At 47.6% G+C, this 1,059-nt stretch carries 1 protein-coding gene; it reads right to left on the reverse strand.

What is annotated here, in order from left to right; genetic code table 11:
- Positions 1–198 precede the first annotated feature (198 nt).
- Complete coding sequence (locus CEJ45_RS24385; RefSeq protein ID WP_088757561.1) at positions 199–555, reverse strand: hypothetical protein; 357 nt, start codon at positions 553–555, stop codon at positions 199–201.
- Positions 556–1,059 lie beyond the last annotated feature (504 nt).

Raw genomic sequence — 1,059 nt, forward strand, 5'->3', positions numbered from 1 at the left:
TAGCTATTTCGCTTCTTCTTTGCTTCACTCATTCTCGTCATCCCTTCCAGGACGACAGCTTAAATCAGTGTCTCAAATTCGGGGTCCACTTTAGATTACTTGCACTTGCGCCAAGCGCGCGAGGCGTATGAGCAGCACGCATCCTTGCCGGATCCGCATCTAGCAGACCTAGCACGAACGAGAGTAGACGACTACCTGTCAAGAAAGCGAACGAGGAGGGGGAAGCAACTGCTCTAAAAATGGATAGGGAACGTACACAAACACATCGACGGGCTCCATTGCAAGAACCAGCAATACGACATGAACTTGTTCAATCGAGGAAAGCATCGATGGCTGGCTAGAACCATAATGGTCCCAATTGTGCCGCAATGACTCATCCGAGTCATCAAAATGGATTACATTATCAGCGGCGTGATGATGGCTAATTCCATGTAAGTGAGCTAGCTCATGTTCGATATCAAATGTCCCCTCATCAGCGGCGAACTCCAAATGCATGCCGGAAATCACCTTGACTGGCATAAGCAAAAGCAACAGGATGCAAAGGATTCGGCGCATGGGTAACGATTTTTGTTGTTTTCGTCATTCTGCCACGCCTCTACAATACGAGCATCAAAACAATTATCACGGCACCAAAAACCTGATTTGAATCAGGTTTTCTCAACATAGTGTTGATTTCTCGCAAATTCTCCGCTCTCCATTTGACCCGTCTTCCATTGACTGCGGAAGGTAGCCCGCCCCGGTCCTAGGCGACGAAAACTATCCTCCTCCGTCTGTTTACACAGCGCGGAGGTGGAAGCGCAATAAATGCACTAGATCAATCTACAATGCTAAATGTCTGGAGTGCTTAGTGGGAGGGGATGCTGTTAGGCAATATTTTTTGGTGGGGGATCTAACTGTTCGAGGAAAGGATAGGGTAAGTATTCGAGTACTTAGGAGGTTGCGAGCGAAGCCACCGACAAGCCAATGACCTGACCTGAAAAAACTGGTCCGACTTGAAATTTCATATGCTATTGAAAAGGAGAGTCAGACCATGCCCAAGAAGCGATTCACATCCGAAGA

This window comes from Herbaspirillum aquaticum (assembly GCF_002213425.1).
GTDB classification, from domain to species: domain Bacteria; phylum Pseudomonadota; class Gammaproteobacteria; order Burkholderiales; family Burkholderiaceae_D; genus Herbaspirillum; species Herbaspirillum aquaticum.

What these genes read in the sequence shown, in the direction of transcription:
- CEJ45_RS24385 (WP_088757561.1), bottom strand. Translation starts at nt 555, where the DNA reads ATGCGCCGAATCCTTTGCATCCTGTTGCTTTTGCTTATGCCAGTCAAG.